This window comes from Roseomonas genomospecies 6, assembly GCF_008365375.1.
Taxonomy (GTDB): Bacteria; Pseudomonadota; Alphaproteobacteria; order Azospirillales; family Azospirillaceae; genus Azospirillum.
In genome coordinates this window covers 18801-43230 of record NZ_QOKW01000001.1, presented here as the reverse complement: position 1 = coordinate 43230, position 24430 = coordinate 18801, and the positions used below count along the sequence as shown (strand labels likewise).

Genomic DNA, 24430 nt, shown 5'->3' with positions numbered 1-24430 from the left:
ACATGCGGTCCGGCCACATCCGTACGAGTTGGGCGCGTACAGGGCGCCAGCCCCCCGCGTTACGCCACCGCCAGGGTCACGGTCATGCGGAACCCGCCGGTCGGGCGGTTCTCGGCGCGGACCTTGCCGCCGAACGCCTCGATGTTCCGCCGCACGATCCACAGGCCGATGCCGAAATGGGTCGCCTCGGCCTGGTTCTGGGCCGCCGTGTCCTCCGGCATGCCCCGCCCCGGCTCGCGCTGGGAGAAGTAGCGTTCGAAGATGCGCGGCAGGTTCGCCGGATCGACGCCCGGCCCCTCGTCCTCCACCACCAGTTCCGCCCAGGCGCCGTTGCGGGACAGGCGCACGCTGACGGTGCCGTCCGGCGGGGAGAAGCTGACGGCGTTCTCCACGAGGTTTTCGATGACCGTTTCCAGAATGTCCTCGCTGGCCCGCACGACCACCCCGGATTCGATGCGCGAGCGCATGTGGAGCTGCCGTTCGGCGAGCAGGCTGGTGTAGCCGCCGGCCATCCGCTCCACCAGATCGGACAGGTCCACCCGGCGGCGCGGCGGGACCAGCAGATCGGCGGCGGCCTCGTCCATGCGGCGCCCGAAGGACACCAGACCGTCCAGCTTGTCCACCGACTTCTCGATCATGGTCAGGGCGCGCTGGCTGCGGCTGTCCCCGGCGGACAGGGAGCGGCGCAGCGGCTCCACCGACTGGCGGATGACCGCGATGGGAGTCTTGTAGGCGTGGGCGTTGTCCTCCGCCGCCCGGCGCAGCGACCGCGCGCTCTCGCGCAGAGTGTCCACCAGCCGGTCGAAGTCCTCGGCCACGCCGGACAGTTCCGGCACGGTGTTGCGGTTGGTGAAGGACCCCTGCCCGCCGTCGCCGATCCCGCCCGACACGATGTCGCGGGCCAGATCGCCGAAACGGTGCAGGTTGCGCCACACCCCCAGCAGGACGGCCAACACCAGCGCCGCCATGACGACGTAGATCGTCGCCGCGGCCTGGACGACCGGCGTGCTCCAATAGGGCCGCCCCAGGGAGGAGTCCAGATAGCCGCCGGCGGTGTGGCTGGTCACCAGGGCCCAGCAGCCGAAGGCGGTGTTGATCGGCGTGACGGAGGTGAGGATCTCATAGCCGCCGGAGGCGCGCGGCAGGCGCAGGGCCAGCGGCTCGTTCCCGGCGCAGGAAGCGCCCAGCCGGTCCAGAACGCCCTGCTCCAGAAGCTGGTGGCGCTCGGCGTCCAGATCGTCGGTGGGCACCGATGGGGAAGCGGCGACGTAATAGAATCCGTCGCTTCCCATCAGGTTGTTGCCGGCCAGGGCACGGGGCCGGACCAGCAGCTTCAGCCGGGTGCTCCCGTCCGCGAAGCGGCGCAGGATGGGGCCGAGCTGCGGCAGGGCCGCGCGGTTGGCGCGGGACAGGTCCGGCTCCAGCGCGCGGGCGATCAGCTCGCCCTGCCGCTGCGCGCTTTGCAGCAGCAGGGTCTGCGTCGTGGTGTCGGCCCGCTGGAACTGATCGTAGATCAGCACCGGGACCGCCAGGAACACGATGGTCAGCAGCGCCAGCCGGCTGGCCAGCGAGCGCCACAGCCACCGCAGCCGGCCTCCGGGAAAACCCGCCATGGAGAATCCTCCCTTGGAGAGTTCCGCCCTGTCCCGCCCGCCATCGGGCCCGTGGGCCTCAATCGGCAGCAGCGCCATCGGCCATCACATCGGCGTCGTCGTCGCGCGTGCGGCCCGTGCCGCCGGTTCCGTTGCCCCAGCGATAGCCGAAGCCCGGATAGTTCTCGATGCAATCGAACTCGGCGTCCACCACGCGGAACTTCTGGCGGATGCGCTTGATGAAGGCGCGGACGTTGGCGCGGTAGCCCGACGGGCCGTAGCCGGCCAGGAAGCCCTTGCCGTGCACGAGGTCGTAGATCTCGCGGTAGGACACGTCCTCTTCGGGGCGGGTCGCCATCAGCTTGACGATGTTGAACTCGGTCAGCGTCAGGTCGATGCGCTTGCCGCCCCACAGGGCGCGGCTGTTGTCCAGGCGCAGTTCCAGGTTGCCCAGGGCGTAGACGGATTCCTTCGGCCCTTCGGCCTCCTCCGGCGTGCCCTTGGAGCCGTCCACGATGAGGCGCATGCGCTTCAGCAGGATCGACAGGCTGCGCGACTTCTCGACGAAGTCCAGCGCGCCGCCGGCCAGGGCGGCCTCCTCATAGATCTGGTCCGACAGCACGGTGAGGAAGATCACCGGCAGGTCGATGCCGCGGGCGCGCATCTGGCGGAGGACGTCGATGCCGTCCATCTTCGGCATGCGCCAGTCCAGCAGGACGATGTCCACCGAACCGCCCTCGGCGAAGAAGTCGAGCGCGGGTTCGCCACGGTCGAAGGTAACGACCTCGTACCCCTCGTCGGCGAGGTTGAGGCTGAGGGATTCGCGGAACAGGTCGTCGTCGTCGACCAGCGCCACGCGGGCGACGGCGGCCTCAGTCATTGCGGACATCCCAGCCTTGGGCAAGGAGTTGAGCGAAGCATCGTTTATCGACATCTGGGACATTTTCGCTGCTCTTCATATCGTAGGAGAGGGCACGGAAGTCCTGGGAGGACGTCATGTCCATGAAGAAGAAGACTTTGAGCGAACAGTCGCCCTTAGCGTAATGCCACACCTTTGCAGGTGGCGCCTCTTCCGTTGCGGCAGGGGTGCCCAGGAGACGCCGGGTCTGGAGCTGGTCCAGGCCGACGAGCGTTTCGGGGGACAGGGTGGCGGGCGGGCTGGAGCCGCCGTAAGGAACGGGGGGCAGCCCCGCCACTTCTGTCCCGGCCATGGCGATGACCGCCGCTGCGGGGCCGGTCCCCGGACCGTTCACCGCCTGCGTGGCCGCCTGCTCCTTGCCCGCGGTCTTGACGCGCGGCGGAGCAGGCTTCGTCTTCGGCACCGGAACGGCCATGGCGGTCGGTCCGGCGGTCTGCGTCTCTGGAGGAACCGTGGTGCCGGGGCACCCGGCCAGCAGCAGAACCGCCAGCACAAGGCCCGCCTTCCGCCGCCGGCACCCCACTCCGGCGTTGGTTCCAGCCACTTCGCATATTGCACCCGTCATGGTCATCGTCGGGCCTTTCAAGCATCGTGGTTGAATTCGCGGGCGGTGTGGCCGGCACCATGCCTGCACTTGCCGCCTCCGTGAGATCAAGGTCAGTCCAGTCTGGTTAATGTGGCGTTAAGCCCCTGTTTGATACCCCCTTTTTGCGCACATTTGCGGCCAATTTTTGTTCCTACTCCTATCGATAGGGCGGATTTCGAACTAAATTGCTTATTTGCAGGCTAGATCGTGGGAGAGTGATCGCCTCGAATACCCACACTTTCCTTTGGATTATTCCAAGGCGCGAGCTGCCGGTGGGATGTGCGCACCGGACGCGAGACGGCAAGCGCTCACGGGCGGTGGAACGGAACGGCGGATGGAAAGGCTGGGGAAGGGACGGGAAGGATGCCCAGAAAAACAATCGGCGGCGGAGCCACCCGGGTATGGCTCCGCCGCCGGTCAGCCGGACGGGCAACAGTATCTATAAGATGAGCACGCCGCAGGGGCGCCTCAGGCGATGTTGCCGCTTGAACTCCAGCCTTCTATCCGGCCGGCATGACCGCCGGTCGGCACTGTGCGTTCAATGCTTTTCGAGCATCAACCTTCACACCGACGATCCTGCGCCTGTCCAACCCCGCGGTCAAGACCGTATTGACTGCGAAATGGTCGGCCTTACCCTGGTAGGGATAATCCCGTTGGCTGTCCGTCTGATCCCACGGAGGAGGTGCCCTCCGGTCCGGGGCGCCGGCGATCCTACGCGAAGACGTTGACCGAACCGGACGGCGTCGTCATGGCGATGTCCGCCCCGGTCTGCACCCCCGCCCCCTCCGCGGAGACGGTGTTCATGCCGTTGACGGCGGAGGGGTCGGCCAGTTCCGGATCACCGAGGCGGCCATCCACGTCGTCCGTGTCGCTCACCGCCTCCACGAAGTCCTTCAGGGTGACGCTGGACCCGAAGGCCGCCTGGCGCAATTCGTTGACGTTGTCCTGCGCCTCTTCCACGACCTTGTCATAGGCCTTGAAGGATTCCTTCCGCGCCTTGCGCCGCTCCTCCGCCTGATCCAGTTCGTTGGCGGCCTTCGCTTCGGCGATGACCGTCTTCGCCGCGGCCAGCACCGCTTCGACCCGCCGCCCGAACTCGTCCGCCTCGCGGTAGCGCGACATCTTCAGGTCGTTGTCCGCCATCATCCGCTGGATGTAGTTGCGGATCTTGTCGCCGTTGGGCGCCGCCGACGTGGCGTTCAGGCCGGGCGCCTCTTCCTGCAACAGCCGGTCGAGGCTGCCCCCCTCCCCGTCCGCGGCTTTCCCTTCGGCCTTCTCCTTGTCCTTCTCTTCGTCCGTCCTGCCGGTGGCGGACCGTCCATCCGCAGCCTCTCCGCCGTTCTCCCCGGCTCCCTGCGCGGTGGCCTGACCGGCCAGACCGGCGGCCTCCGCCGCTGCGGCTTCGGCGGAGCGCGCCTCCCCATCCTCCGCCGCCTCCTCCCCCTCCGCCATGCCCGCGGCCATGGTCTGGCCGGCGGGCTGGGAGGCCGTCCCGTCCGTCGGAAGCGGCGGCGGAGGCGGAGGCGGAGCGGTGGAAGCGTCCGGCGGGGCATCCCCCGGCGATGAGCCATCGCCGCGGATGGTCATCGTCACGTCGACGGCGATTTCCGTCTGCACGATGGTTACGGAGGTGCGGGTGATCGTCCGCTCAATGGTGATGCCGCCGGCGGACGGCGCTCCGGCTCCGCCGGGCAGCCCCATCTCCGCGGCGGCGGCCATGCCCGCGCCGTACTCCTTCGCCGCCCGACCCGCCTGTTTGGCGAGGATCGCGGCCTCACGCGCCAACTGCGCCAGCTTCTCCCGGTCCCCGTGGTTGTGGCGCATCATCATCTTCAGTTCGGCGATCTTGCGCTCGACCTCCTCCAGACGCTGCGCGGCGACGGCCTTCGGGCCGCCGACGCGCTTGGCCTCCTCCAGCGCGCTGACCGCGGCGGTGTGGTTCCTCTGCTGCTCCGGCGACAGGGTGAAGGGCTGCTGCGCCCGGTCGGCCTTGTCGGCAAGGCGTTGCGTGGCGTCCTTGTCGTCCATGGCGTCCATGGCCCGCTCCCAGTCCTTCTTGGCCTGCTGGAGCTGGAACATGCTGGTCTGGCCGCCGGACAGGACGGAAAAGATGCCGCTCACGACCGCCTCCCCCGGTTCATAGGAACCCTAGCGAATTCTCGGATAAGTTTAGCACACTTTCACGGAACGTCCAATTCCGGCAGAACCCCTGGTGCGCGCTCCGGCAACCCAGCGTTGCTCCTGCGGAACGCAATACACACACCGGAACTCCGATGCCCGTGGCCGTGTTTGATTCCCGACATCGGACGCCGCAGAGCGCGGCGAATTGCCGCAGGCCGCGAACCGGAACATGTCCGCGACCGATCCCGAGGAGGAAAACAGATGGCAGACCGCGATACGTTGGGCACCGGCGAACCGAACCGCAAGGCGTCGGACCCGATGGCCAGCAATTCCACGGCCAACAATTCCACGGCCAACAATGGGCACGGCAAGGACCATTCGCAGAACAGGGCGCCCTCGGACGACATCAACCGTCTGGCCGGGGAGGCCGCCGACGCGGGCCGGGACAGCATCGGCGCCGCGCAGGGCCGCATCCGCTCGCTTCTGGAGATGCAGACGGGCCGGGCCGCCGACCAGTTGGGCAGCGTCGCCAACGCGCTGCACAAGGCCGCGGAGCAGTTGAACGACGAGAACAACGGCACCGCCGCCCATTACGCCGGGCAGGCCGCCGACCGTGTGGAGCAGGTGGCCGACATGCTTCGCAACTCCACCGTGGACGACATGGTCGGCCAGGTGGAGCGTTTCGCGCGGCGCCAGCCGGAAGTGTTCGTCGGCGCCGCCTTCGCCGTCGGCTTCCTGTTCGCCCGCTTCGTCAAGAGTTCCGGAGAACGGCGATTTCGCGGCGCGACGTCGTCGCATCTGACCGGCGGCTACAGCCGGTACGACCGCGGCCGCCGCGATCACGACTACCGCGACTTCGGTCTGCAGGGCGCCGACCGCACCGGGCAGGAGTCCCTCGGCGGCGACCGCGATCTGGCCGGGCGCAGCCGGGGCATGGCCGGCGGGATCGCCGGTTCGGCGGCCATGAGCAGCGCCACCGCACCGCGTCCGCGCTCCGGCCTGTCGTCCGGCATGTCCTCCTCCGGCATGACCTCGACCGGCATGAGTTCGTCGGGCATGACGTCTTCTGGCATGACGTCGGCCGGCGGCGGAATCGCCCGGAACCAGGAGGGGCCGCGCCCGCTGGGTGTCGCCACCGCGGCGACCACCGCCGCGCGCACCCGTGATGCCGCCGAACTGGTGGCCGGCAACACTCCGGGCTCCACCTCCGAGAACAAGCCGGCCTCCGGCACTCCTGCCCAGGGGATGAAACCATGAGCGCTGCGGAGGATCGTTCCTACGATCCGCGGCAGGACCGTCCCATAGCCGGCCTGTTCGCCGATCTGGCGCGGGAAACCACCAATCTCGCCCGCACCGAAATCGAGCTTGCCAAGGCCGAACTGACCGAAAAGGCCGGTCAGGCCGCGGGCGGCGCCGCCTTCGTCGCCGCCGGGGGGCTGATCGCCTTCGCGGGTGTTCTGGTCCTTCTCGCCGCGGCGGTGCTGGCGCTTTCGAACGTGGTCGAGCCATGGCTGGCCGCCGTCATCGTCGGCGTCGTGGTGCTGGCCATCGGCGGGGTGCTGGCGATGATGGGCAAGAAGCGGCTGAGTCCGGAGAATCTCCAGCCGCAGCGCACCATCGAAACACTGCGCGACGACAAGCGCTGGGCCCGCTCCCAGCTTGCCCGATGAGCAGCGGTGAGGAAAGGGGCGGCACGCCCCGCGACTATGACGCGATGCAACGGGAGATCCGCGAACGTCAGGCTCGGATCGGGAACACGATCCAGATCCTGAAGCGCAAGACCGCGCGGCTCGCTCCCCGTCACTTGATGGAGCAGACCATGAACCGGATGCACACCTCCACCGGCGGCTACGGCAACGACCGCGCCGAGAACCGCTATTACGAGCCGATCCGCAACCAGAGCCACCAGCGGTCCCACTCGGTCGGAGACACCATGCGCAGCAACCCGATCCCACTCGCCATGATCGGCATCGGGCTGGGCTGGCTCGCCCTGACCGCCTCCGGCTACGACCGGCGCATCGCGCGCAGCGGCGCCATGCACAACGTCCGCGACCGGGCCGGCAGCGCCGCTCAATACGCCCGCGACACCTTCTACAGCGCCGGCAGCAGCGTGCGCGAGGCGGCAAGCCACGTCTATGACCGGGCGAGCGATGCCGTGGAGGATGCCGGCGACCGCGTGCGCGGAATGGCCGACCACGCCCGCGACCGGGCGCAGGGCATGCGCCGCGACATGGGCCACCAGTCCGGCGGCAGTTACGGCAACGCCGGCCACATGCGGGCGTCGGACCGCCTGCACAGCGCGACCGGGCGCTTCTGGGAGATGGTGGACGATCACCCCATGGTGGCCGGCGTGATGGGCGTCGCTCTGGGAGCCGCTCTGGGCGCCAGCATCCCGTCCACCCGCTATGAGGACCGCTGGGTCGGCGACTACGCCGACGAGGCGACCAACCGCGCCAAGGAAGTGGCCATGGATGCCATGGACCGCGGCACCCGCGCCGCCCGCGCCGCCGTCGAAGCGGCCAAGGAAGAGGTCGGCGATGCGGTGAGCGCCGCCAGCGACGCCGCCAGGGAAGAGGCGCGCAAGCCGGGCTGACGACCGGCCCGAGGGTCGGCCTTCCTTCCGGTTCCACGCCGACTGCACCGGCCCCGCGGCTCCAGCCGCGGGGCCGGCTTTCATTCCGACTGTGGCGCGTGGTTTCTCCCTTGCCGCGGGTCATCCGCGACAGTTCGCCGCAGCGTGCGCCGGGCGCAGTCCTGCCATCCTTATACCCGAGTGCTTTTCCCGGTTATCCGGCTCCGGTTCCGCTTGACAAAGGTCGTATGTTGACCACCTAATCTGGACCAATTTAGTCCTGTATCGGGGTGGTCATGATCCGGCTGAGCAAGCTGACCGACTACGCCATCGTCGTGATGAGCGAAATGGCGCGCCATGTGGGCACGGTGCACACCGTCACCCATCTGGCGGAGCGCACGGGCGTGCCCTCCCCCACGGTCGCCAAGCTCATGAAGACGCTGACCCCGGCGGGCCTCACGACCTCGCACCGCGGCGCCGCGGGAGGTTATGCGCTCAGCCGCACCGCCGACGCAATCTCAATCGCCGAGATCATCACCGCGCTCGATGGGCCGATCGCGCTCACCGCCTGCGTGGAGGGTGCCGACAGCCAGTGCGGGGTGCAGCGCCTGTGCCCCATGCGCGGAGGCTGGGAAAAGGTCAACAGCGCCATCCGCGGCGCGCTGGAACAGGTGACGCTGGCCGACATGATGGGACCGCCCGCCTGGGCGGAGGCTCCGCCCGGCCCGCTGAATGGAATGGAAGCCGGTTCGACCCCGGCACGGCGCGCCGCCGTCTGACGTTTCGGCGCCTTATTCGGACAACGCTTTCAGGGAACGAGAGACAAGCATGGCCGCCACGACCGAAACCGTCGAACAGGTCCGCGCCGTCACGGAGCAGAAGTACAAGTACGGCTTCACGACGGACATCGAATCGGATGTCGCGCCCAAGGGCCTGAACGAGGACACCGTCCGCTTCATCTCCGCCAAGAAGGAGGAGCCGGAATGGCTTCTCGAATGGCGCCTGAAGGCGTTCCGCGCGTGGCTGGAGATGGAGGAGCCGCGCCACTGGGCGAAGCTGTCCTATCCGCCGATCGATTATCAGGACGCGCACTACTACGCCGCGCCCAAGATGAAGGACCGCCCGAAGTCGCTGGACGAGGTCGATCCCGAACTGCTGAAGACCTACGAGAAGCTGGGCATCCCGCTGCGCGAGCAGGAGATCCTGGCCGGCGTCGAGGGGTCCGAGGGCCGGAGCCCGGCGGTCGCCGTGGACGCCGTGTTCGACAGCGTGTCGGTCGCGACCACCTTCAAGGCCAAGCTGGAGGAGATGGGCATCATCTTCTGCGCGATCTCCGAGGCCGTGCACAAGTGTCCGGAGCTGGTGCAGAAGTATCTCGGCTCCGTCGTGCCCTACACCGACAACTTCTACGCCACGCTGAACAGCGCGGTCTTCACGGATGGCAGCTTCGTCTACATCCCGAAGGGCGTGCGCTGCCCGATGGAATTGTCCACTTATTTCCGCATCAACCAGGCCAACACCGGCCAGTTCGAGCGGACGCTGATCATTGCCGACGAGGGCAGCTACGTCAGCTATCTGGAAGGCTGCACGGCGCCCCAGCGCGACGAGAACCAGCTCCACGCCGCGGTGGTCGAACTGGTGGCTCTGGACGACGCGCAGATCAAATACTCGACGGTCCAGAACTGGTATCCGGGCAACGCGGACGGTGTCGGCGGCATCTACAACTTCGTGACGAAGCGCGGCGCCTGCCGCGGCCGCAACTCCAAGATCTCCTGGACGCAGGTGGAGACCGGCTCCGCCATCACCTGGAAGTACCCGAGCTGCATCCTGCAGGGCGACAATTCGGTGGGCGAGTTCTATTCGGTCGCCATCACCAACAACTTCCAGCAGGCCGACACCGGCACCAAGATGATCCACATCGGCAAGAACACCCGCTCGACCATCGTGTCGAAGGGCATCTCCGCCGGTCGTGCGCAGCAGACCTACCGCGGGCTGGTGAAGATCCTGCCCAAGGCGGAGGGCGCGCGCAACCACACCCAGTGCGACAGCCTGCTGATCGGCGACCAGTGCGGCGCTCACACGGTGCCCTACATCGAGAGCCGCAACCGCACCGCCCGCATCGAGCACGAGGCGACGACCGCCAAGATCAGCGAGGACCAGCTCTTCTACTGCCGCCAGCGCGGCCTGTCGGAAGAGGACGCCGTGTCGCTGATCGTCAACGGCTTCTGCAAGGAAGTGCTGAAGGAGCTGCCCATGGAATTCGCCGTGGAAGCCCAGAAGCTCGTCGGCATCAGCCTTGAAGGCAGCGTCGGCTGAACCGCCCACCGTATCGCGAAGGAAGAAGAAACGATGATCGAGATCAAGAACCTGCACGCCACGGTGGACGGCAAGGAAATCCTCAAGGGCATCGACTTGACGATCAACCCCGGGGAGGTGCACGCCATCATGGGGCCGAACGGCTCGGGCAAGAGCACGCTCAGCTATGTGCTGGCCGGCCGCGACGGCTATGAGATCACCGAGGGCTCGGTGAGCTTCTTCGGCAAGGACCTGCTGGAGATGGAGCCGGAGGAGCGCGCCGCCGCCGGCCTGTTCCTGGCCTTCCAGTACCCGGTCGAAATCCCCGGCGTCGCCAACACCACCTTCCTGAAGTCCGCCCTGAACGCCATCCGCAAGCAGCGCGGCGAGCCGGAACTGGACGCCATGCAGTTCCTGAAGCTGGTGCGCGAGAAGACCAAGGCGCTGAACATGACCGACGAGATGCTGAAGCGCGCGGTCAATGTCGGCTTCTCCGGTGGCGAGAAGAAGCGGAACGAGACGCTCCAGATGGCCGTCCTCCAGCCGAAGTTCGCCATCCTCGACGAGACGGACAGCGGCCTGGACATCGACGCGCTGAAGATCGTGGCGGAAGGCGTCAACGCCTTGCGCGGGCCGGAGCGGTCGATGCTGGTCATCACCCACTACCAGCGCCTGCTCGACTACATCGTGCCGGACCATGTCCATGTGCTGGCCTTTGGCAAGATCCAGCGTTCCGGCGGCAAGGAACTGGCGCTGGAGCTGGAGAAGAACGGCTACGCCGAATTCGGCGTGAACGAGGCGGCCTGACCATGGCAAGCACGACCCTCACGGCAGCCCCCCGCGGCTACGACCCGGCGGCGGCCAAGCCCTTCCTGGAGCAGTTCGACCGGGTCAAGGACGGCCTGCCCGGCGGCGGCCTGTCCTGGCTGAACGACCTGCGCGCCCAGGGCCGCGCCCGTTTCGCGGAACTCGGCCTGCCGACGGTGAAGAACGAGTCCTGGCGCTACACCAACCTGCGCGCGCTCGACAAGCTGGCCTTCCAGCCGGCGGTCGGGACCGGCGAGGCCGTCCGCTTCGACGTGCTGCCGACCGTCCGCGCGGACGGCGCGACCGGGCCGCGGCTGGTCTTCGTGGACGGGCGCTTCCGGGCGGAGCTGTCCTCCACCGCCGGTCTGCCGGCAGGGGTCGAACTGCTGAACCTCGCCGACGCGCTGACCCGGCGGCCCGATCTGGTGGCCGAGCATCTGGGCCGCATCGCCGCTCCCGACGATCTGGCGCTGGTCGCGCTGAACACCGCCTTCCTGGCGGATGGACCGGTCCTGCATGTGCCGCGCGGCGTCACGGTCGATGAAACCATCGAACTGGTCTTCGTCTCCGTCGGCACCGAGGCGCAGCCGACCGCCTTCCACCCGCGCGGCCTGATCGTCGCGGAGGCGGAGTCCCGCGCCGTGATCGTCGAGCATCACGTCGGGTTGGGGTCCTGCACCACCCTGTCGAACGGCGTGACCGAGGTGTTCGTCGGCGAGGGCGCGTCGGTCCACCACTACAAGGCCCAGCGCGAGCACGCCGGCTCCTTCCACCTGTCGCACACCGCGGCGAAGGTGGCGGGCAAGGGCGTGTACGACAACTTCATCCTGACCACCGGCGCCAAGCTGTCGCGCAACGAGGTGCGCAGCGTCCTGGACGGCGAAGAGGGCGACACGCATGTCAGCGGCGCCTACATGGTGCGCGGCGGCCAGCATGTGGACACCACGACCTTCATCGACCACGCCCAGCCCTGCTGCAACAGCCGCGAGGTCTACAAGGGCGTCATTGACGACCAGGCCCGCGCCGTCTTCCAGGGCAAGATCATCGTGCGCCCCGGCGCGCAGAAGACCGACGGCTACCAGCAGAACCGCGCGCTGCTCCTCTCCGACACCGCGGAGATCGACGCGAAGCCGGAGCTGGAGATCTACGCCGACGACGTGAAGTGCAGCCACGGCGCCACGGTGGGCGAGCTGGACGACGACCAGCTCTTCTACCTGCGCGCCCGCGGCATCGACAAGGCGACCGCCCGCGGCCTGCTGATCGGCGCCTTCCTGGCCGAGGCGCTGGAGGAGATCGCCGAGGAGAGCGTCCGCGACGCCTTCCAAAGCTACGTCGCCGACTGGCAGAACGCGCGCTGAGGAGGGACCCGGAGATGGACACCCAAATTTCGGACACCCTCGCCGGCTACGACGTCGAGCGCGTGCGGGCCGACTTCCCGATCCTGTCGCGCACCGTGCACGAGCGGAAGGGCAAGCCCGGCAAGCCGCTCGTCTATCTGGACAGCGCCGCCTCCGCGCAGAAGCCGCGTCAGGTCATCGACGCCATGACCCGCTTCCTGGAGGAGGATTATTCCAACATCCACCGGGGCGTCCATTTCCTGTCGCAGACCGCGACCGACCAGTTCGAGGAGGCCCGCCGCAAGGTTGCCCGCTTCCTGAACGCCCCGTCGGAACGCAACATCGTCTTCACCCGCAGCGCGACCGAGGCCGTGAACCTCGTCGCCCACAGCTATGGCCGGACCTTCCTGTCGGAAGGCGACGAGATCATCCTCTCGGTCATGGAGCACCACGCCAACATCGTGCCGTGGCAGCTCCTCCAGATGGAAAAGGGCATCCGCATCAAGGTCGTCCCGGTGGACGAGCACGGCGTGCTGGACCTGGACGCCTATGAGGACCTGCTGTCCGACCGGACGAAGCTGGTGGCGATGACCCACTGCTCCAACGTGCTGGGCACGGTGACGCCGGCCAAGATCATCGCCCGCATGGCGCACGAGCGCGGCGTGCCGGTGCTGTTCGACGGCAGCCAGGCCGCCGTGCACGGCGTGGTGGACGTGCAGGACATCGACGCCGACTTCTACATCATGACCGGCCACAAGCTGTACGGCCCGACCGGGACCGGCGTGCTGTACGGCAAGTACGACCTGCTGAAGAAGATGCCCCCCTATCAGGGCGGCGGCGACATGATCGAGAGCGTCAGCTTCGAGGGCACCACCTTCAAGGCCCCGCCCGCCCGCTTCGAGGCCGGGACCCCGGCGATCACCGAGGTGATCGGGCTGGGCGTCGCGCTGGACTACATGGAAAGGCTGGGCCGCGACGCCATCGCGGCGCACGAGCACGACCTGCTCCAGTACGCCACCCAGCAGCTTTCCCAGATCGACGGCCTGCGCGTCTACGGCACCGCGCCGGGCAAGGGTCCGATCATCTCCTTCACGCTGGAGGGCGTGCACCCGCACGATCTTGGCACCATCGTGGACCAGTACGGCGTCGCCGTCCGCGTCGGCCGCCACTGCGCGGAACCGCTGATGGACCGTTTCGGGGTCGGCGCCACGGCGCGGGCCAGCTTCGCCCTTTACAACACGCGGGCGGAGGCCGACGCTCTGGTCGATTCGGTGATCGCGGTGAAGGAGTTCTTCGGAGCATGATGGACGAACTGCGCGAGCTGTACCAGGAAGTGATCCTGGATCACGGCAAGAACCCCCGGAACTTCCGGCATCCCGACGATGCCAACCGGGAGGCCAAGGGCGAGAACCCCATGTGCGGCGACCGCTTCATGGTCTATCTGAAGCTGAAGGACGGGGTGGTGGAGGATGTGGCCTTCCAGGGCCGCGGCTGCGCCATCTCCACCGCCAGCGCGTCCATGATGACGGAGGTGGTCAAGGGCAAGAGCGAGGCGGAGGCCAAGGCCCTGTTCGAGACCTTCCACGACCTGTGCACCAAGGACGACCACGACCACGGCGACCACGGTCCGGTGGACGAGGACGCCATGGAGAGGCTGATGGTGCTGTCCGGCGTCCGTCAGTTCCCGGTGCGCGTGAAATGCGCCACCCTCGCCTGGCACGCGATGAACGCGGCCATCGAAGGCGAGGACAAGGCGAGCAGCGAGTAAGTTGCAGGAAACGGTGGAACGTGATGCCCGATGACGCGATCTCCAAGGAAGCCGACGCCGCGGAGGCCAAGCCGATGAACCAGACCGAAGCGGACATGGCCGCGGCCAAGGCGGCCTACGACCCGCGCGCCGCGCTGAGCGAGGCGGTCATTTCGGCGCTGAAGAGCTGCTACGACCCGGAAATCCCCGTGGACATCTGGGAACTGGGCCTGATCTACCGCGTCGACATCGGCCCGAACAACGAGGTCGAGATCGACATGACCCTGACCAGCCCCATGTGCCCGGTGGCCGGCGAACTGCCGATGCAGGTGCAGCAGGCGGTTGCGTCCGTCGAGGACGTCACCACATGCAAGGTGGAGCTGGTTTGGGAACCCCCTTGGCACCAGGGCATGATGTCCGAGGTCGCGCGGGTCCAACTGGACATGTTTTAAGGAGGCGAAGATCCCCCATGGCTACGGCTTCTACGGCTTCTCTCCCCAAGGCCCTCTCCATCACCGACGCCGCCGCGGAGCGCGTGCGGATGCTGATGTCCAAGGCGACGGACGACACCATCGGCCTGCGCATCGGCGTGAAGGCGAAGGGCTGCTCCGGCCTCAGCTACGACATCCAGTACGCCAAGGAAAAGATGAAGTTCGACGAGGTGGTGGAGGACAAGGGCGTCACCGTCCTGATCGATCCCGCCGCGGTCATGTTCCTGATCGGCAGCGAGATGGACTACGTCGACGACAAGTTCCAGACCGGCTTTGTCTTCAAGAACCCGAACGAGAAGGGCCGCTGCGGCTGCGGCGAGAGCTTCCACGTTTGAGGCTCTTCAATTGCAGTGGATAAACGGCTTTCCTTAAAGAAAAGCCGTTTATCCATTGTAGTTTCCTATGAATGCTTGCCGAGCACGGAATTCACCAGGAACAATGCCGATTCTCTAGAGCATAGAGAAGGAAATCACTGTTTATGTCATGGCTTTTTATGTAACTTTGGTACTGATCTCGATAAATTTCCCTACTGAACGCCACCAAATTAAGATACCGATCAGTCAGGAACGGGAACTCTGAGAAGAAGCGTGCAATCTTTGCAAAAACGCTTCCATTCAATCTATTAGCCTGATTGATGAAGGTGTCGTTTGTTACTTTCGTGTATAAAGTCTTACCAATAAGAAGCTTCCCGAGCCCAACAATTGAACCTTCCAAGCTTCCGCACACAGCAAGACCGATTTGATCACCTGAATAGACGATACAGCGCTCATATGGCAATATAAAGAGGTTGAACAGCGGAACCTTCTTTATTGCACCCATAAGTTCGTCGATAATAGGGAAATAATGATCTCTCTTTACCTTCATATATCCGACAAAACGCGCTATAGACCATTCTATATCTTTGTAGTTTTTTGAAGTCTCACAAGACTCTACGAATGCCGAATTTATCACTATAAACTTTGTCCTGAAGAATCTGCACAAAAACATGTTAACAGAGCCATTTTCAACAATGTATATTTCAATATCTTTTGAGTACCTGATTTTTCTTTTTATTTCTTCTAAAATGTTATTGATCTCTGGGAAGTTCCCAGGTCCGACACGCACAGAATTTCCAATCAGAACCGCCCTCATCAACTCCAACAGGAACCAGACAACAGCCACCACGAAAAATATATACAAAACAAGAATAACAAACGCTTGCGGTACATAAAAAGCAAAATACCCCAACGTCAAAAATGCTGGAAGAACTCCTATTATCGCCATAAAGAAGCGAGTATTTATGCCACGGTGGACATAATCCTTCGGATTAAATTCATAAGCCCCTGCATCGACGGAACTTACCATGACAAACCTCCACTGATTTTTGCCATCAACACCAAACAATAACACTTTCTATATTTTAAATCAAGTTTGCTAAAATACATACATTTGAATTGGAGACCATCAGCCCTCTCATGGAAATATATTAACCAAAAAGGAAATCATAAATACAAATCAATACATATAAAAATGTCAACAAAAGTAGCTTTGGTCCGATATTTCATTAATGCAATATACATAAAATCCATAATTATTAGAATATATATTGTAACATCTTTTGAAAGTAACCAGGACAACTACCTGGAGCTTAGAGCATGGGGACTGTGCAGCCTTTTATCGAAAGGCGATGATTGTCAGGCCCTGTCCAACGGCGCCCCGCGTCCCCACTCTCCATGCTAGAGTCCGTCCCCGCGACGCCGACACGGCCAAAACAAGGTTAGAGAAAAGCCCCATGGACAAAGGCACGCCCAAGGCCATCCGCCTGCAGGACTACCGCCCGCCCGCGCACCTGATCGACACGGTCGACCTGTTCTTCGACCTCGGCGAAGACGTGACCACGGTCCGCGCGCAGCTCGGGCTGCGGCGCAACCCGGCGCGGGACGACGCGGCGGCGCAGCCGCTGACGCTGGACGGGCAGCGGCTGGAACTGGTGTCCGTTGCGCTGAACGGCCAACCGCTGGGCGATGCCGACTACACCGTCACGCCGGACCATCTGACCGTCCACAGCGTGCCAGAGAGTTTCACGCTGGAGACCGTCGTCCGCATCAAGCCGCAGGAGAACACGGCGCTGGAGGGGCTCTACAAGTCCTCCGGCAACTTCTGTACCCAGTGCGAGGCCGAGGGGTTCCGCAAGATCACCTATTTCGCCGACCGGCCCGACGTGATGGCCCGCTACACCACCACGATCACGGCGGACAAGGCGCGCTATCCGGTGCTGCTGTCCAACGGCAATCTCATCGAATCCGGCGACCTGCCCGACGGGCGCCACCGCGCGGTGTGGGAGGACCCCTTCCCCAAGCCCTGCTACCTGTTCGCCCTGGTCGCCGGGAACTTGGTGCATCAGGAGGACCGGTTCCGCACCGCGTCGGGCCGCGACGTGACCCTGCGCATCTATGTGGAGCCTGGGAACGAGGACAAGGTCGATCACGCCATGCGCTCGCTCATCAAGTCGATGCGCTGGGACGAGGAGGTGTTCGGGCTGGAATACGACCTGGACATCTTCAACATCGTCGCGGTCGGCGACTTCAACATGGGGGCGATGGAAAACAAGTCCCTCAACGTCTTCAACACGAAATACATCCTGGCCAAGCCGGAAACCGCCACCGACCAGGATTTCCTGGGCATCGAGGCGGTGGTGGCGCACGAGTATTTCCACAACTGGACCGGCAACCGCGTCACCTGCCGCGACTGGTTCCAGCTTTCGCTGAAGGAAGGGCTGACCGTCTTCCGCGATCAGGAATTCTCCAGCGACATGAACTCGCGGGCGGTCAAGCGGATCGCCGACGTGCAGCGCCTGCGCACCGTGCAGTTCCCGGAGGATTCCGGCGCCATGGCGCACCCCGTGCGCCCGGACAGCTATGTGGAGATCAACAACTTCTACACCCCCACCGTCTACGACAAGGGGTCGGAAGTCATCCGCATGATCCACACGCTGCTGGGGCCGCAGGGCTTCCGCAAGGGCATGGACCTGTATTTCGAGCGCCACGACGGGCAGGCGGTCACCTGCGACGACTTCGTGGCGGCGATGTCCGACGCGACCGGTGTGGACCTGACGCAGTTCAAGCACTGGTACCGGCAGGCCGGCACGCCGGAACTGAACGTAACCGGCGCCTATGACGGCGCGGTGAAGACCTACCGGCTGACCGTGAAGCAGACCGTGCCGCCCACCCCCGGCCAGCCGGTGAAGGAGCCGATGCACATCCCCCTGGTCATGGGGCTGCTCGGCCCGGACGGGGCGGACCTGCCGCTGCGCCTGAAAGGCGAGGAGGCCGCCGCCGGGACCAGCCGCACGCTGCACGTCACCGAATCCCAGCAGACCTTCGAGTTCGTGGACGTGCCGGCCCGCCCCGTGCCCTCGCTGCTGCGCGGCTTCTCCGCCCCGGTAAAGCTGCGGGCGGACCTGACGGACGGCGACCTGACCTTCCTGATGGCCAACGACAGCGACGCCTTCAACCGCTGGGAGGCCGGGCAGACGCTGGCCACTCGGCTGCTGCTCTCGCTCGTCGCCGACCGGCAGGCCGGGCGGGATCTGGCTTTGCCCCAGGACTTCATCGACGCGGTGGGCGCCGTCCTGAAGGACGCCGACCGGGACCCGGCCTTCGCCGCGCAGGCGTTGGTTCTGCCGACCGAGAGCTACCTCGGCACTCAGATGGAGGTGATCGACCCCGACGCCATCCACGCCGTGCGGGAGTTCGCCCGCCGCCGGCTGGCGGAGGCTCTGCGCCCCGGCTGGCTGCACACCCACCGCCGCAACGCGGGCAACGAGCCCTTCTCGGTGGACGCCGCGGCCATCGGGCGGCGGGCGCTGAAGAACCTCTGCCTCGCCTATCTCATGGCGCTGGAGGATGAGGAGGCGCTCGGCCTCTGCCTCGGCCAGTATCGCGGCGCCCAGGCGATGACGGACGTCATGGCGGCGCTCCAGTTCCTCAGCAATTCCAACGCGCCGGAGCGGGACGAGGCCATCGCCGGCTTCTACGAGCGCTGGAAGGGTGAGGCGCTGGTGGTGGACAAGTGGTTTGGCGTGCAGGCGACCTCGCACCGGCCCGACACGCTGGAGCGGGTGACCGCGCTGCTCTCCCACCCCGCCTTCGAGATCCGCAACCCGAACAAGGTCTACGCGCTGATCGGCGGCTTCGCGGGCGGCAACCCGGTGCGCTTCCACGACACCAGCGGGGCGGGCTATCGCTTCCTGGCGGATCAGGTGCTGCGGCTCGACCCGATGAACCCGCAGGTGGCGGCCCGGATGGTGGGTCCCTTCTCGCGCCTGCGCCGCTACGACGCGCCGCGCCGCGCCCTGATGAAGGCGGAACTGGAGCGGATCGTCGCCACGCCGGGCCTGTCTCCGGACGTCTTCGAGGTGGCGAGCAAGAGCCTGGAGGCCGCGGGCTGACCTGAAGAAAAGGAAACGGGCCGGAGGGTTTCCCCTCCGGCCCGTTCCCACCCCCGCGCCGAAACGCGGGCGTCTTTACTTCTGCTCGCCCAGGAAGGCGATCAGATCGTCCACCTTCGCGGCGTCCTTGATGCCGGCGAACGCCATCGTGCCGCCCGGAACGACTTCCTTCGGGGCGGTGATGTAGGCCTTCAGGTTGTCCGCATTCCAGACCAGACCGCCGGCGGCCTTCTCCTGCATCGGCTTGGAGTACTTGAAACCGTCGATCGAAGCGGCCGGGCGGCCGACGACGCCGAACAGCGACGGGCCGACCTTGTTCTTGCCCTGCTCCGTGGTGTGGCAGGCCATGCACTGCTTGAAAACGTCCTTGCCGGCGGCGGCGTCGGCGGCCTGCGCGGCGCCCGCGCCCATGGCAATGCCGGCGATCAGGGCGGCGCCCAGGATATGCTTGTTCATAGGTTTGATTCCCCCTTCCGGATGAAGCCGGCGTTCGGAGCCGGCAGGTTCGGAGCGCAGCATACACATTCTGTGGTTAAGGCCAACCCCCCAACGTGTCGCGTCCACAGCACAAACACCAAATGCGGGTTATTTCATCCACGCAAGAAGAAGGAGCAGAACCGCAACCGCGGCCAGCGCCGCCCACGGAACATAGAAGCCGCCGCGCTGGCGGACCGCGGGAAGCGGGATCGGAATCTCCGGCGGCGGCGGCGCCACGGCAGGCGTAATCGGGGGCGGCACGGCGGCGCCGTCCGCGGCGGGCGCCATGACCGGTTCCGGAACCGGGGCCGGCTTGGCCACCAGCACCGGTTCCGGTTCCGGTTCGGGCACCGGCCCGCCGACCACGGCGGTGAAGCGGGTGAAGAAATCGTCCGCCATCTTGCGTGCCGTGGCGTCCACCAGACGGGAGCCGATCTGCGCCAGCTTGCCGCCGACCGTGGCATGGGCGGTGTAGGAAAGGATCGTCGCCTCCCCGTCCGGTTCCAGCGACACCCTGGCGCCGCCCTTGCCGAAGCCGGCGGCCCCGCCCGAGCCTTCGCCGGTGATGGTGTAGCCGGCCGGCGGGTCGAGGTCGGACAGTGTGACCTTGCCGGAAAACTTCGCGCTGACCGGCCCGACCTTGGCGACCACCTTCGCGGTGAATTCGGTGTCGGAGATCTTCTGCACCTCCTCGCAGCCGGGAATGCACTGGCGCAGGATGTCCGGATCGTTCAGCGCCGCCCACACCGTGTCCCGCGGGGCCGCGATGCGCTGGCTGCCGCTCATGTCCATGACGTCGTTCCTCCCCTGCCTTCGTTACAGCCAAGCCTGAGCCGGACGATACGGCAAGGCCGCAACCGGCGACAGTCCGCCTTTCAGCCAGGAAGGGGCGGATCAGCGCGGAGCCGGCGGAACGCAGTTCTGCACGATGGGCGTGCAGGCCGACAGCGAGGCGTTGCCGGGGTAGGACACCTGCTCCACCCCGTCCGGCCCCAGCACGAACGTCGCCTCGCATGTGCCGGGCGACGACGAGCCGAACGGAAAGCCGAAGCCCAGGCCGACGCCGACGCCGCTGGAACCGCCCCCGCCGAAGCCGCCGACGCCGATGCTGCTGCCGCCCAGCGGGCTTATGGCCACGCCCGGATCGCCGACATAGGTGTAGTACTCCCGCCCGTTGGCCTGGGCCTGCCGCGTCGGCACCCCGGCGCAGGCGAGCAGCCGTTCCTTCGGCATGCCGACCAGTTCGGTCTGCGCGCGCCGGGCGATCTGCGGGTCCGGCCCCGTGGCGCAGGACGCCAGGAAAGCCCCGGCCACCCCCATCACCACCACCGTCCCGACACGCCGAACCGTCATGATCCCAATCCTCCGATGCAGCACCGCACGACTGGCACAACCCCGCCCGCCGCTTGCGGTTCCCGGAGAAAGCCGGCTACCTAAACCGAAACGTGTCCGGCGCTTTGACGGTTGATGGAACGGAGGATCGTGGTATGACTGACAAGGAATTGGTTTCGACTAACGACGGTTCGGCGATGACCACGGTCTACCTCGCACTTGGCAGCAATCTGGGGAACCGCGCCGCCAATCTGGAGGCGGCGCAGCACCGGCTCTCCCCGCAGGTCCGCATCACGCTGGCCTCGCCCGTCTACGAGACCGCTCCCATGTACGTGACCGACCAGCCGGCCTTCCTGAACATGGTGCTGCGCGGGCAGACCGCGCTTGGCCCGTGGGAACTGCTGCGCGTCGTCAAGGCGATCGAGGCCGACCTGGGCCGCGACCTGGATGGCGGTCTCCGCTATGGCCCGCGCCCCATCGACATCGACATCCTGCTGTACGGCGAGCTGGTGATGTACGCGCCGGAGCTGGAAATCCCCCATCCCCGCATCGCGGAGCGGGCCTTCGTTCTGGCCCCGCTGGCCGACATCGCGGGCGACCTCCAGCATCCGGCCATCGCGCGCAGCTTCGACGATCTTCTGGCCGCCGTTCCGGGCCGGGACACGGTGGTCCGCATCGGAACGGACCTGTCGGTGGCGGTCTGACCTTGCCGAAAGGGCGGGCGCCTGCGCTATAGTGGGCGCGGCGCAGCGACAAGGCGGCCGCCCGCGACCGGGAATGGTGCCTGGTCACGGACCAGGGCCGCCGCCCGCCAGGAGATGTCTTTTTTGGTCAACGATTCCGTTTCCCGACACACCGGCGCCGTCCCCCCCGGCGCGGCGGCGACTTACACCATCCTTCTGCGCGACTTCACCGCCACCGTGTCGCTCGCGGGGCGGCCCGGGCGCCCGACCGTCCGCATCAGCCTGGAGTTGAAGGTCAGCCACCCCGGTCCGGGCTTTCCCGACGACATCACCGCGGTCATGTCCTACGAGGACATCGTGGAAGCACTGCGCCGGCTCTGCGCGCAGGATGCGGTGCCCGGCCCCGACTATCTGGCCGACCGAACCGCGGACCTCTGCCTGGCCCACCCGAAGGTGCGCCGCGTGCGCGTGGATGTGGAGCTTCCGTCGCTGCTCCCCGACACCGCCGGGGCCGGCGTGACGATCACCCGGACCCGCAACGCGGAAGGCTGAGACCGCCCGTCGCCACCACCATCGCGGTAACTCTTTTGTCGATATAGGCAAACGGACGATGCTCTGGCATGAACAGTGAGCGGCTGTTTACCTTTGCGTCGGCCGCGACAGGATATTTCGCGATGCAGCATTGTTGCGAAATTCCATATCTTACGTACAATAAGATTAGAGCCGCCATAAGGCCGGCCGGAATGCACAGGGAGGGTAACATGGACCAACTGTCGGCTCCGACCCTGTCGGAAATCCTGGACGAGCCCATCATCGTCGCCCTGATGAAGAGGGACGGCATGACAGCGGAGACGCTGCGGCAGCTTCTCGAACAAGTCGGGCGCAATCTGCGCGCCCGCGAGGAGCGGCTGGCCGCCTGACGGGTGGAGGCAGGCGGCCCGGCCCTTCCGATTCCGGACCTACACACCCAGCACGTCGCGCACCGCGTCCATCACCTCGGCGGGGGTGAAGGGTTTGCGCAGGGTCTTCTGCGCGCCCAGCGCCTCCGCAACCGGAAGGACGTCCAGCGAGGCGCGCGCGCCGCCGCCGGAAATGGCAATGATCTTGATGTGCGGGAAGCTTCGCCGCAGTTCCATGATCGTCGCCAGCCCCTCCTGGTTCGGCATGAAGATGTCGGTGATGACGAGATCCGCGGGCTTTTCGCGGAAGGCGGCCACGCCCTCCGTCCCGTCGCGCGCGCCGGTCGCCGTGTGGCCACCACGGACGAGCGTGCGCAGCAGCATGGTGCGCACCATGTCGTCGTCGTCGATCACCAGAATCTCGGCCATCCACCCGCTCCTTTTCCGCCCATGATGTTTCGTCAGGCCCCGCAATGTTCCGCCTGGGCTCGGCGTTCCTTGATCAGCCGCCCCGCCAGCGTCACGAATTCGTCAGGCGCCACCGGGGTCCGCAGAATCCGCGTGACTCCCGCCGCCTCCATCGCCGCGCCCTCCAACTCGCCGCCGGGATCGGCGCAGACCAGGATCGGCACGCCCGGACAGGCCGCGGAAAAGGCCCGTGCCAGGGCCAGCAGGCGCCACGTCTGGGCGGCGTTGCCCTGCTCCAGCACGATCAGGTCGAAGCGCTCCGGCGCGATGGTGAAGAGGGCCAGCGCCCGCCGGCTGTTCGCCGACGCGACCACGCGGAATCCCTGCATGCGCAGCAGCCGCCCGGCCATGCCCAGCATCGTGCGTTCCTCGCCCGCCAGAAGGACGCGGCCACGCCCGCTCCGCCCCCAGCGGCCCGCGGCCCGGCGGGACCCGTCCGCGTCGTGGCGCGGCAGATAGACGGAAAAGGCGGCCCCTTCCCCCGGAGCGCTCACCACGTCGATCACGCCGCCGTGGTCGGCCACGATGCCGTGGACGGCGGCAAGGCCCAGCCCCGTGCCCTTGTCCACCGCCTTGGTCGTGAAGAACGGCTCGAACACCCGCTCCAGCAAGGCGCCGTCCATGCCGCAGCCGGTGTCCGCCACCGTCAGGCAGATGTAGTGGCCGGGGTTCAGCAAGGCGCGCGGCAGCGCCTTCGGCGTCGCGACGGTGGCATGGACCAGCGACACGGCGATCATCCGGGCGCCCGAAGCGCCGTCGGTGTGCGGGGCATCCTCGGTGGGAGTGTCTCCGGACACGGCGTCCACCGCGTTCTTGCAGAGATTCACCACCACCTGATGGATCTGCGTCGGCGCGGCCAGCACCGGCATTTCCCCGTCGTCGCACAGGAAGCGCAGGGTCACGTCGTGCGGGACCGTGGGCTGCACCAGCGCCAGCGCCTCCCTCACCACGCCCCGCACGTCCACCACCTCCCGCCCGACCTTCTCCTTGCGGGAGAAGGTGAGGAGCTGCTGCACCAGGGACTTCGCGCGTTCCGCCGCAATGGTGACCTGAAGGATGTCGTCGCGCGCCTCCGTCCCCTCCGGCAGGCTGTCGAGCGCCAGATGGCTGTAGCCGAGGATCGCCGTCAGGATGTTGTTGAAGTCATGGGCGATGCCTCCGGCCAGGACGCCGACGGCCTGCATCTTCTGGGCGCGGCGGATGTGCTCCTCCGCCTGCCGCCGCTCGGTGATGTCCTCGATGGAACCGACGATGTGGGTGATCCCCCCGCCCTCGTCCCGGACCGGCGCGATGGTGACCGACGCCCAGAAGAAGCCGCCCGGCTCCCCCGCCGTCCGCCGGCGCGCCGGCAGCTCGCCATGCCAGGTCCCGCCGCCCGACAGGACGCGCCACATCTCGCGGGCCGGGTCGGAACCGGGCTCCGCGAAGGTCTGGGCGAAGGCGTCGAAATCGGGAAGCTCTTCCGGGTGGCACCCGGTCATCGCGGTGAATCGCGGGCTGACGTAGGTGACCTGCCCCCGCGCGTCGGTGATGACCAGGGCGACCGGGCTCTGCGCCACGGCGAGCGACAGGGTGCGCAGCATGTCCCCGGCGCCGTCCGGCACGTCCTGCATTCCTGGCCGCAATCCTGGCCTCGTCCATTCCGCCATCGGCCGCCGCACGCCCCTCCCCGCTC

Annotated in this window: 25 protein-coding genes; 15 read left to right on the top strand and 10 right to left on the bottom strand. The window is 66.4% G+C overall.

Going from position 1 to position 24430, the window contains the following annotated elements:
* Nucleotides 1-59: 59 nt before the first annotated feature.
* The 4 genes from DS843_RS00200 to DS843_RS31680 form a co-directional block, all read right to left on the bottom strand.
* The gene (locus DS843_RS00200; protein WP_286191842.1) at nucleotides 60-1613 is read right to left on the bottom strand and encodes a sensor histidine kinase; all 1554 of its coding nucleotides are present in this window, start codon (nucleotides 1611-1613) and stop codon (nucleotides 60-62) included.
* Nucleotides 1614-1671: 58 nt separating this feature from the next.
* Nucleotides 1672-2472, bottom strand: a complete 801-nt coding sequence (locus tag DS843_RS00195) for a response regulator transcription factor (protein ID WP_167525149.1) — start codon at nucleotides 2470-2472, stop codon at nucleotides 1672-1674.
* Nucleotides 2465-3004, bottom strand: coding sequence for a hypothetical protein (locus tag DS843_RS00190; RefSeq protein WP_149466889.1), 540 nt, complete (start codon nucleotides 3002-3004; stop codon nucleotides 2465-2467). The genes DS843_RS00195 and DS843_RS00190 overlap by 8 nt, the downstream gene beginning before the upstream one ends.
* 804 nt (nucleotides 3005-3808) lie before the next feature.
* Complete coding sequence (locus DS843_RS31680; RefSeq protein ID WP_286191840.1) at nucleotides 3809-5218, bottom strand: hypothetical protein; 1410 nt, start codon at nucleotides 5216-5218, stop codon at nucleotides 3809-3811.
* 261 nt (nucleotides 5219-5479) lie between these two features.
* Between DS843_RS31680 and DS843_RS00180 the strand changes: the two genes are divergently transcribed.
* From DS843_RS00180 to DS843_RS00130, 11 genes are all read left to right on the top strand, one after another.
* Nucleotides 5480-6475, top strand: coding sequence for a hypothetical protein (locus tag DS843_RS00180; protein ID WP_149466888.1), 996 nt, complete (start codon nucleotides 5480-5482; stop codon nucleotides 6473-6475).
* Nucleotides 6472-6888, top strand: coding sequence for a phage holin family protein (locus tag DS843_RS00175; RefSeq protein ID WP_149466887.1), 417 nt, complete (start codon nucleotides 6472-6474; stop codon nucleotides 6886-6888). The genes DS843_RS00180 and DS843_RS00175 overlap by 4 nt, the downstream gene beginning before the upstream one ends.
* Nucleotides 6885-7811: a hypothetical protein gene (locus tag DS843_RS00170; protein ID WP_149466886.1), complete on the top strand. Its 927-nt coding sequence runs from the start codon at nucleotides 6885-6887 to the stop codon at nucleotides 7809-7811. Before DS843_RS00175 ends, DS843_RS00170 begins: the two co-directional genes overlap by 4 nt.
* 275 nt (nucleotides 7812-8086) lie before the next feature.
* Nucleotides 8087-8569, top strand: a complete 483-nt coding sequence (locus DS843_RS00165) for an SUF system Fe-S cluster assembly regulator (RefSeq protein WP_149466885.1) — start codon at nucleotides 8087-8089, stop codon at nucleotides 8567-8569.
* A gap of 49 nt (nucleotides 8570-8618) precedes the next feature.
* Nucleotides 8619-10106: a Fe-S cluster assembly protein SufB gene (gene sufB / locus DS843_RS00160; RefSeq protein WP_149466884.1), complete on the top strand. Its 1488-nt coding sequence runs from the start codon at nucleotides 8619-8621 to the stop codon at nucleotides 10104-10106.
* 33 nt (nucleotides 10107-10139) lie between these two features.
* Nucleotides 10140-10892 (top strand): Fe-S cluster assembly ATPase SufC, encoded by a 753-nt coding sequence (gene sufC / locus DS843_RS00155; protein ID WP_149466883.1) that lies wholly within the window; start codon nucleotides 10140-10142, stop codon nucleotides 10890-10892.
* 2 nt (nucleotides 10893-10894) lie between these two features.
* Nucleotides 10895-12250, top strand: coding sequence for a Fe-S cluster assembly protein SufD (sufD, locus tag DS843_RS00150; protein WP_149466882.1), 1356 nt, complete (start codon nucleotides 10895-10897; stop codon nucleotides 12248-12250).
* Between the two features lie 14 nt (nucleotides 12251-12264).
* Nucleotides 12265-13533 carry a cysteine desulfurase gene (locus DS843_RS00145; RefSeq protein ID WP_149466881.1) on the top strand — a complete coding sequence of 423 codons (1269 nt, stop codon included), beginning with the start codon at nucleotides 12265-12267 and terminating at the stop codon, nucleotides 13531-13533.
* Entirely contained in the window at nucleotides 13530-13997 is a 468-nt protein-coding gene (sufU, locus tag DS843_RS00140; protein ID WP_149466880.1) for a Fe-S cluster assembly sulfur transfer protein SufU, read from the top strand. Before DS843_RS00145 ends, sufU begins: the two co-directional genes overlap by 4 nt.
* A 23-nt stretch (nucleotides 13998-14020) precedes the next feature.
* Nucleotides 14021-14428 (top strand): iron-sulfur cluster assembly protein, encoded by a 408-nt coding sequence (locus tag DS843_RS00135; protein WP_145623600.1) that lies wholly within the window; start codon nucleotides 14021-14023, stop codon nucleotides 14426-14428.
* Between the two features lie 17 nt (nucleotides 14429-14445).
* The gene (locus tag DS843_RS00130; RefSeq protein ID WP_149466879.1) at nucleotides 14446-14802 is read left to right on the top strand and encodes a HesB/IscA family protein; all 357 of its coding nucleotides are present in this window, start codon (nucleotides 14446-14448) and stop codon (nucleotides 14800-14802) included.
* A gap of 91 nt (nucleotides 14803-14893) precedes the next feature.
* Here the strand turns inward: DS843_RS00130 and DS843_RS00125 are convergent, their stop codons facing one another.
* Nucleotides 14894-15811 carry a M48 family metallopeptidase gene (locus DS843_RS00125; protein WP_149466878.1) on the bottom strand — a complete coding sequence of 306 codons (918 nt, stop codon included), beginning with the start codon at nucleotides 15809-15811 and terminating at the stop codon, nucleotides 14894-14896.
* A gap of 427 nt (nucleotides 15812-16238) precedes the next feature.
* Here DS843_RS00125 and pepN point away from each other — a divergent pair, with 427 nt between their 5' ends.
* A complete protein-coding gene (gene pepN, locus DS843_RS00120) occupies nucleotides 16239-18896 on the top strand; it encodes an aminopeptidase N (RefSeq protein ID WP_149466877.1) in 2658 nt (885 codons plus the stop codon).
* Nucleotides 18897-18971: 75 nt separating this feature from the next.
* Here the strand turns inward: pepN and DS843_RS00115 are convergent, their stop codons facing one another.
* The 3 genes from DS843_RS00115 to DS843_RS00105 form a co-directional block, all read right to left on the bottom strand.
* Nucleotides 18972-19352 (bottom strand): c-type cytochrome, encoded by a 381-nt coding sequence (locus tag DS843_RS00115; RefSeq protein WP_149466876.1) that lies wholly within the window; start codon nucleotides 19350-19352, stop codon nucleotides 18972-18974.
* Nucleotides 19353-19481: 129 nt separating this feature from the next.
* Entirely contained in the window at nucleotides 19482-20165 is a 684-nt protein-coding gene (locus DS843_RS00110; RefSeq protein WP_149466875.1) for an SRPBCC family protein, read from the bottom strand.
* A 102-nt stretch (nucleotides 20166-20267) separates the two neighbouring features.
* On the bottom strand, nucleotides 20268-20726 hold the full coding sequence (locus tag DS843_RS00105) for a hypothetical protein (RefSeq protein ID WP_149466874.1): 459 nt from the start codon (nucleotides 20724-20726) through the stop codon (nucleotides 20268-20270).
* 134 nt (nucleotides 20727-20860) lie between these two features.
* On the opposite strand from DS843_RS00105, the gene folK reads away from it, so the two are divergent.
* The 3 genes from folK to DS843_RS30980 all read left to right on the top strand — a co-directional run bounded on the left by folK (nucleotide 20861) and on the right by DS843_RS30980 (nucleotide 22308).
* Nucleotides 20861-21409, top strand: coding sequence for a 2-amino-4-hydroxy-6-hydroxymethyldihydropteridine diphosphokinase (gene folK / locus DS843_RS00100; RefSeq protein ID WP_286191838.1), 549 nt, complete (start codon nucleotides 20861-20863; stop codon nucleotides 21407-21409).
* A gap of 123 nt (nucleotides 21410-21532) precedes the next feature.
* The gene (locus DS843_RS00095) at nucleotides 21533-21940 is read left to right on the top strand and encodes a dihydroneopterin aldolase (RefSeq protein WP_286191837.1); all 408 of its coding nucleotides are present in this window, start codon (nucleotides 21533-21535) and stop codon (nucleotides 21938-21940) included.
* A 209-nt stretch (nucleotides 21941-22149) separates the two neighbouring features.
* Nucleotides 22150-22308, top strand: a complete 159-nt coding sequence (locus DS843_RS30980) for a hypothetical protein (protein ID WP_167525148.1) — start codon at nucleotides 22150-22152, stop codon at nucleotides 22306-22308.
* A gap of 39 nt (nucleotides 22309-22347) precedes the next feature.
* Here the strand turns inward: DS843_RS30980 and DS843_RS00085 are convergent, their stop codons facing one another.
* Together DS843_RS00085 and DS843_RS00080 are read right to left on the bottom strand one after the other, a co-directional pair.
* Nucleotides 22348-22716: a response regulator gene (locus tag DS843_RS00085; RefSeq protein WP_149466871.1), complete on the bottom strand. Its 369-nt coding sequence runs from the start codon at nucleotides 22714-22716 to the stop codon at nucleotides 22348-22350.
* A 32-nt stretch (nucleotides 22717-22748) separates the two neighbouring features.
* Nucleotides 22749-24368: an ATP-binding protein gene (locus DS843_RS00080; RefSeq protein ID WP_167525147.1), complete on the bottom strand. Its 1620-nt coding sequence runs from the start codon at nucleotides 24366-24368 to the stop codon at nucleotides 22749-22751.
* Nucleotides 24369-24430 lie beyond the last annotated feature (62 nt).